The 6700-nt window shown below is 65.6% G+C and carries 8 protein-coding genes; 1 reads left to right on the forward strand and 7 read right to left on the reverse strand.

The window, feature by feature from the left end:
• Window positions 1-93: 93 nt before the first annotated feature.
• From NE609_RS11965 to NE609_RS11995, 7 genes are read right to left on the reverse strand one after another with little or no spacing between them, the layout of a single operon-like run.
• Window positions 94-1161: a type IV pilus twitching motility protein PilT gene (locus NE609_RS11965; protein ID WP_121586576.1), complete on the reverse strand. Its 1068-nt coding sequence runs from the start codon at window positions 1159-1161 to the stop codon at window positions 94-96.
• 24 nt (window positions 1162-1185) lie between these two features.
• Window positions 1186-1629 (reverse strand): hypothetical protein, encoded by a 444-nt coding sequence (locus tag NE609_RS11970; RefSeq protein ID WP_256152625.1) that lies wholly within the window; start codon window positions 1627-1629, stop codon window positions 1186-1188.
• 30 nt (window positions 1630-1659) lie between these two features.
• Window positions 1660-2142 (reverse strand): hypothetical protein, encoded by a 483-nt coding sequence (locus NE609_RS11975; protein ID WP_256152626.1) that lies wholly within the window; start codon window positions 2140-2142, stop codon window positions 1660-1662.
• Entirely contained in the window at window positions 2139-2636 is a 498-nt protein-coding gene (locus NE609_RS11980) for a DUF4860 domain-containing protein (RefSeq protein ID WP_256152627.1), read from the reverse strand. The genes NE609_RS11975 and NE609_RS11980 overlap by 4 nt, the downstream gene beginning before the upstream one ends.
• Window positions 2637-2665: 29 nt before the next feature.
• Window positions 2666-2992 carry a hypothetical protein gene (locus NE609_RS11985; protein WP_256152628.1) on the reverse strand — a complete coding sequence of 109 codons (327 nt, stop codon included), beginning with the start codon at window positions 2990-2992 and terminating at the stop codon, window positions 2666-2668.
• 13 nt (window positions 2993-3005) lie between these two features.
• Complete coding sequence (locus NE609_RS11990; protein WP_121586571.1) at window positions 3006-4073, reverse strand: type II secretion system F family protein; 1068 nt, start codon at window positions 4071-4073, stop codon at window positions 3006-3008.
• A gap of 19 nt (window positions 4074-4092) precedes the next feature.
• The gene (locus NE609_RS11995) at window positions 4093-5019 is read right to left on the reverse strand and encodes a transglutaminase-like domain-containing protein (protein WP_256152629.1); all 927 of its coding nucleotides are present in this window, start codon (window positions 5017-5019) and stop codon (window positions 4093-4095) included.
• Window positions 5020-5289: 270 nt separating this feature from the next.
• Between NE609_RS11995 and NE609_RS12000 the strand changes: the two genes are divergently transcribed.
• On the forward strand, window positions 5290-6510 hold the full coding sequence (locus NE609_RS12000) for a BTAD domain-containing putative transcriptional regulator (RefSeq protein WP_158595602.1): 1221 nt from the start codon (window positions 5290-5292) through the stop codon (window positions 6508-6510).
• Window positions 6511-6700: the final 190 nt, after the last annotated feature.

The following is a 6700-nucleotide window of genomic DNA, read 5'->3' on the forward strand; positions in this document are numbered from 1 at the left end:
TTCCGCCCCGGCCCCGGGCGTTTGGGGCGCGGAAAAGCGGCCGTCCCTTTTGGGACGGCCGCCGGAAAAAAGCCTGCCGGACGGCGGGGCGCGTCAGCGCCCGGTCCCGCCGAGCTTGCGTGCGAGGGTGTCGGGGTTGGTGCTGTAGAGCAGCGCGTTCTCCCGCGAGATCACGCCGTCGCTGAAGAGCCGCAGGATGCTGCTGTCCATGTCGCACATCCCCTGCGAGGAGGAGGAGTAGATCACTCCGCCGATCTGGTGCACCTTGGATTCGCGGATCATATTGCGCACCGCGTCGTTGGCAAGCAGGATCTCAAACGCGGGGACGAGCCCGCCGTCCACCGTGGGGATGAGCTGCTGGGAGACGACCGCGCGCAGCACCATCGAAAGCTGGACGCGCACCTGCTGCTGCTGGTTGGGCGGGAAGACGTCGATGACCCGGTCGATCGTGTTGGCCGCGCCGACCGTGTGCAGCGTCGACAGGACGAGGTGCCCCGTTTCGGCGGCGGTCATGGCGACGCTGATCGTCTCGTGATCGCGCATCTCGCCGAGCAGGATGACGTCGGGCGACTGGCGGAGCGCGGCGCGCAGCGCCGTCACATAGCTCTGGGTGTCGGTCGCGACCTCCCGCTGGCTGACGATGGAATGCTTGTGCCGGTGGAGGAACTCGATGGGGTCCTCCAGCGTGATGACGTGGGCGCTGCGGGAGTTGTTGATCGCGTCGATCACGCAGGCGAGCGTCGTCGATTTGCCGCACCCGGCCGGGCCGGTGACGAGCACGAGTCCCTTCTGCATCTCCGCGAGGGAGAGCACTCCGTCTGGGATGCCGAGGTCGTGCGGGTTGGGCAGCTCAAAGGTGATGACGCGGATGACCGCGGCGAGCGAACCGCGTTGTTTGTAGGCGCTGATCCGGAAGCGCGACACCCCCTGGAGCGCGAAGGAGAAGTCATCGTCGCCTCCGCCTTCGACGATGGCGATCTCCCGGCCCGCGAGCGCGTAGGCCCCCTGGATGAGGGCCTGGGAGTCGGCGGGGGTGAGCCGTCCGTCGTCGGCGCGCAGGAGCTGGCCGTTGACCTTAAAGGTCACCGGCAGCCCGGCAATGATGAAGATGTCGGAAGCGCGGCGGTCCACCGCGTCCTGAAGGAAATGCAGGATATCCATTTGGATTACCTCCGGTGTAATGGTTCAGAGGGTGCCGTCCCACAGCTCGATGGACTCGTCGCTCTGCCACTCCCGGGCGGAGGCGGCCTGCCACCGCAGGATTTCATGGCGCGCATCCCCGGGGCCGGGGTAGCGCACCTCGACGCGCAGCTCCTGCGCGTCGGAGATGGGGACGGTATAGGAGGCGACGAGCGCCCGGCCCCGGCGCTCGAAGGAGACCCCCGCGGCCTGCGGCCGCGCGGGATTTGCCTCCACGGCCGCGTCGGCCTGGACGAGCAGCTCGACCGCCCTGCTGTCGGCGGCGTAGTATTCGGACACCGTCTGCGCCGCGCGGCGCGCCATCTTGAGGTCGGCGTTGGCCGACGTGAGGGAGAGGGCTGCAAAGGTCGTCAGGCAGAGCACGATGAAGATGACCAGCAGGGAGGAGACGCCGATGAAGACGCTTCCCGTCTTGCGCCGTCCGCTCATTTGCCGCCCTCCTTTCATTCTATTCCGCCGTCACGCGGCGGGTTGATACCGCCGCGCGTTCAGGCGGTAAAGCTCTTCGGAAACGCCGTCCGCCGTCCTGCCGACGGTGATTTCCGCCTCCCACAGGCCGCCCGGCCTGCCGGGCAGGGACCCGCCGGCGGACCCGCCGCCCTCCGGCCCGTGGATCAGGATGTCCAGGCGGTAGCGGGCGTCCCGCTCGGCGCAGGGGTTCCACGCCAGGTCGTACCAGGCGGTCAGGACGCCCGGCGTATCCCCGGCGCGCACGCCCATGAGCCGCACCGCCTCGTCGAGGTCGTCCGCGCCCTTGAAGGACTCGGCGGCCGATTCGGCGGCCAGCACCGCGCGGTTGAGCGCGGCGCTCTGCTCGCTCGCCGTGTGCGCCCGTGCGAAGAGCTGCACGCAGACCGCGCTTGCGACCGAGAAAAAGAGGATCGCGAGGATCAGCTCCATCAAAAAGAGGCTCGATCCCGAATGGGTGCGGGGCTGTCTCATGCCGAACCCTCCTTGCCGCTGCGCAGCGAGAGATAGAGCTGCGCGTCCCGCCCGTCCGCATCGGGGCAGGAGACGCGCAGCAGGCGCGGGTTCACCTGCTCCACCTCAAAGGCGGGCACCTTCGTGATGGGGGTCCCGTCGACGGGGGAGGGGTCGTCCATGCCGGTGAAGAGCTCGCAGAGGCTGCCCTCCCACGCGTAGAGATAGGTGCGGTAGACCTCGCCGCCGAACTCCTGTTCGATTATGAGCGCGGGCGCGCCGCCCAGCTCCCCCGCGCGCACCGCGCCCGCCGCGTCGCACTGGCGGACCTTCGCGGCGACATAGTGCAGGGAGGTCTGGAGATCGAAATTGCGGTCCATGCCGCGGGCGGAGGACTCGTAGACGTCCGCGCCGATGAGCACGACAAGCAGGGCGGAGGCGGCGAAGACACAGAAGAGCGCGAGGGTGAAGAGCAGGTCGATCACATGCCTGCGCGGCTGGAAACGGATGTTCATGGCGGCCTCCCTTCCCGTGAAGTCCAGGTTCATTTCGTCAGGGGAATCACGTCGATCTCCGGCATCAGGTTGGATGCGAAGCAGTGGTAGTGGATGGAATAACGGGCCTTGTCGACCGTGAGCCCGTAGTGCTCCTCAAGATAGTCGAGGCTGGGGGGATAGGAGCCCTCGATGGCGTAGCAGTGGACCGCCGCGCGGGTCACCGACCGGCGGACGGCGCCGAGCTGTTCCTCCCGCGCCGCCTCCGAGACGGAGTCGGCCCCCCAAGCGGCGAACGCGATGATCACCAGGGTGGCGGCGGTCGGGAGCAGGAGCCCGGCGAGCGGACGGCGGCGTTTGGAAACAAAGCGTCTCATCACGCGCCTCCCGTCAGCCGATCGAGGACATGACGCCCATCAGGGGCAGCATGACCGACAGCAGGATGATCCCCACCACGACGGCGAGGATGGCGACGAGGGTGGGCTCGAGCACCGAGAGCATCCGCGCGACCCGCGCGTCGACCTCCTCCTCGTAGCGGGAGGCGAGCTTGCGCAGCACCATGTCGGCGGAGCCGGTCGAAAAGCCGACCGACACCATCCGCGCGTAGACGCCGGGGAAGATGCCCGCCTGGCTGACCGCGTCGGCAAAGGAGGCCCCGCCCGAGACGAGCTCGCGGCAGCGCTCCGCCCTGCGGCGCATCGGCCCCTCGTCGAGGAGGCGGACGGCCATGTCGAGCGACTGGTCGGAATCGAGCCCGCTCGAAAGCATCATCGCCATGGCGGAGGCGAACCGGCCCGAGGCGACGCGCGCCGAGATCCCGCGGGTGAGCGGAAAGACCGCGCTCCACCGGGAGAGGGCGGCGCGTCCCGCCGGGAAGGCGCGCATGAGGAGGTAGGCGGCGAGCAGCAGCAGCACGACGGCGGTCAGCGCGATGGCGATCCGCCCCGAGGCGGCGCCCAGGCGCATGACCTGTCCGGCAAAGCTCGACGCCCCGCCGCCCAGCTCCACGAAGACCTCGCTGAACACGGGCAGGACCTTGATGACGAGCACGCCGACGACGAGCGCCATCATGACGATCATGACGAGCGGATAGGCGACGGCGCTGCGGATGCCCTCCGACACCGACTCCTCCCGCTCATAGTAGGCGCACAGCGCGTCGAGCACCTCGTCGAGACGGCCGGACCTCTCCCCGATCTCCACCATGCTGACGAAGTAGCGCGGGAATACCCCCGCCTCCGCCAGCGCGGTGCCGAGCGCGGCGCGGTCCTCCAGCCGCTCGCCGATCGCGGCGAGCAGCTCCCCGCCCGGGCCGCCGCCCGCGTCCCCCCGCATGATCGAAATGGCCTCCGCCGCGGGGATCCCCGAGCGGACGAGCATCGCGAGCTGCGCGCAGAAGGCGGAAAGCTCCCGCGGGGAAAGCGGCTTTTCGACGGCCCGCCTGTTTTTCTGGTTGCCCATGACGTCACCCCTTATATTGTCAATACCGGTATTTCATCTGGTAGTTGGCCCCGTTGCCGATGAACTGCATGATCTCCGGGCTGCTTCCCCCGTTGGAGGCGAAGGTGGGGTCCATCAGCTTCCAGCTCTTGCCGTCGAACTGGATGATGCCGTCCACCCAGCCCACCTCGGCGATGTAGGTGCTGATCCACGCGTGGTAGGTCCCGCCCGACACGTACCCCACCTCCAGTCGGGTGGGGATCTGCTGGGACCGGAGCATGGCGGCCATCACCGCCGCGTAGTCGAAGCAGATGCCGGTCCCGGCCGCCAGCGTGCTGTCGACCGACGGCAGATAGCCCGACTGGACGTTCGCCGCCTTGTAACTGTCATAAGTGATGTGGCTGATGACATAGTTGTAAATATTTGTGACGACCCCGAGCTGATCCGCCGCGCCGGCGGCGAGGGTGCCGGCGACGCTCACCGTCCGGCTCGACGCAGAGAAGTTCACATACTGGTTGGGATAGAGGAAGGGCAGAAAGGCGCTTTCCAGCTTGACGGAGATCTGTTTGCTGTAGGCGAGCGCGTACTGGTTGCCGGTCACGCGTTCGTAGATCGCCACGGTGTAGGACCCGTCCCCCATGGTGAGCGGGAACACCTCCTTGCGTCCCGCCGTGTTGAGGTTGTAGGTATAGGTGCTCCCGCCGCCCGTGATCTGGACCTTCACCTTGTCCGCGGACCCGCCGTACCAGGCCATAATGTAGCCCTGCGAGGCGTTGGAGGCGTCGAAGCCGGCCTTGGCATTGCCGTGGACGACGGTGCCGGGCGCGGCGGGGGTGCGCACATAGGTTCCGGCGGGCGCCGCGGCGTCCGCCGGCAGGGCGCACAGGGCGGCCAGCAGGAGGAAAACCGCCGGCAGCAGCGCGAGCCGCAGGGCGCGCCGCCGAAGCCGGCAAAAGATCGGTTGCACGACGGCCCGCCTCCTTTCTTCCCGCTTTGAAAACGGCTTTTGAGCGGGCAATGACAGGCAATCAGTCACATTTCTTCAAAATATTACAAATTTCCAGTTATTGTGATACTTATTATACATCACGGGGGAACAAAAGAAAAGTTTTAATTGTAATTTCTGAAGAAAATTGTTATAGTTAATACAGGAGAAACTTGGATATTCCCGGGAGTCCCTGGAAATTTCCTCGTGATGGGCAGATGCCTTCCATGTCGACATAAGGAGAGAGCATCCATGGCAGAAAGCGTACCGAACTACGACGGTTCCCCGATCCAGATTGAGATGCTGGGCGGCTTCAATATCACGATGGGGGAGGTCACAATCAGCGATTCTTCCGCGCGGACCCATCAGGTTTGGAGTCTTCTGGAATACCTCATCGCCTACCGGCACAAGACGATCTCCAACGAGGAGCTCATCCGGGTGCTCTGGTCGGAAAACGACAGCGAGCAGCCCGCAAACGCCTTAAAAAACCTCGTCTACCGCATCCGCACCCTCTTTGCCAACAACAACGTCCCCTTCGCGAAGAACGTCATCGTCTACGAGCACGGGTGCTATTCGTGGAACGAGGGCCTCAACTGCACGGTTGACGCGGAGGAGTTTGAACGGCTCTACGGCGAGGCGTCCAACAAGAACCTGACCGAGGAGGAACGCCTGCGGATCTACCTGGAGGCGCTCGACCTTTACAAGGGGGATTTCCTGAGCAGCTCCCACTTCGAGGAGTGGGTGGTGCCGCTGAGCACCTATTTCCACGCGCTCTATTTCAAGTGCGTGCAGGAGTCCTGCCAGCTGCTCCAGAAGCGCGGCGATTACCAGTCGATCGAGACGATCGCCCAGAAAGCGATCATCATCGACCAGTTCGAGGAGCGCGCGCACATCACCCTCATCGACGCGATGATCCATCAGGGCAAGCAGCAGCAGGCCCTTTCCCACTACAACTATGTCACCGACCTCTTCTACCGCGAGCTGGGGGTCAGCCCGAGCGAGCCGCTGCGCAACCTCTACCGCGAGATCAGCAAGACGGTCAACAGCGTGGAGACCGACCTGCAGGTCATCAAGGAGGACCTCAACGAGTCCAACCTCGTCAAGGGCGCCTATTACTGTGAATATGAGGTGTTCAAAAATATGTACCGCGTCGAGGCGCGCAGCGCGGCGCGTACCGGGCAGTCGATCTTCATCGGCCTGCTCACCGTCACCGACATGCACGACGGCGTGCCCGAAATCAAGCTGCTGGGCAAGACGATGAAGCAGCTCCTCGAGACGATCCGCAACAGCCTGCGCAAGGGAGACATCGTCTCGCGCTTCTCCGCGACCCAGTATGTGCTCATGCTGCCGACCGTCACCTTTGAGAACGGCTCGATGGTGCTCGACCGCATCGTCAAACGCTTCCGCGCCGAGCACCCCTCCAAGCTCGTCAAGATCCACAGCAAGCTTTTGCCCCTCGACCCCATCATGTGAGGCGCGCGTACTTTTGGTTCCCGACCAAAAGTACATTTAAGGAAGGGCGGGACTGCTCGACGCTGCGCGTCGAAGCGGCGCTTCGTGCCGACGCCCGTCCGGCGCGCCTCATGGGGGATGGTCAGCGCCCCTCCCCCATGGGCCCCCACCCGGCAACTGCATACAGACGCGGCCGCCCCTCCGGGCGGCC

This window comes from Anaerotruncus sp. DFI.9.16, from assembly GCF_024461615.1.
GTDB lineage: Bacteria > Bacillota > Clostridia > Oscillospirales > Ruminococcaceae > Anaerotruncus > Anaerotruncus massiliensis.

Coding starts and splice junctions, on each gene's coding strand:
- NE609_RS11980 (WP_256152627.1), bottom strand. CDS start 2,636: ATGAACATCCGTTTCCAGCCGCGCAGGCATGTGATCGACCTGCTCTTC.
- NE609_RS11985 (WP_256152628.1), bottom strand. CDS start 2,992: ATGAGACGCTTTGTTTCCAAACGCCGCCGTCCGCTCGCCGGGCTCCTG.
- NE609_RS11990 (WP_121586571.1), bottom strand. CDS start 4,073: ATGGGCAACCAGAAAAACAGGCGGGCCGTCGAAAAGCCGCTTTCCCCG.
- NE609_RS12000 (WP_158595602.1), top strand. CDS start 5,290: ATGGCAGAAAGCGTACCGAACTACGACGGTTCCCCGATCCAGATTGAG.
- NE609_RS11965 (WP_121586576.1), bottom strand. CDS start 1,161: ATGGATATCCTGCATTTCCTTCAGGACGCGGTGGACCGCCGCGCTTCC.
- NE609_RS11970 (WP_256152625.1), bottom strand. CDS start 1,629: ATGAGCGGACGGCGCAAGACGGGAAGCGTCTTCATCGGCGTCTCCTCC.
- NE609_RS11975 (WP_256152626.1), bottom strand. CDS start 2,142: ATGAGACAGCCCCGCACCCATTCGGGATCGAGCCTCTTTTTGATGGAG.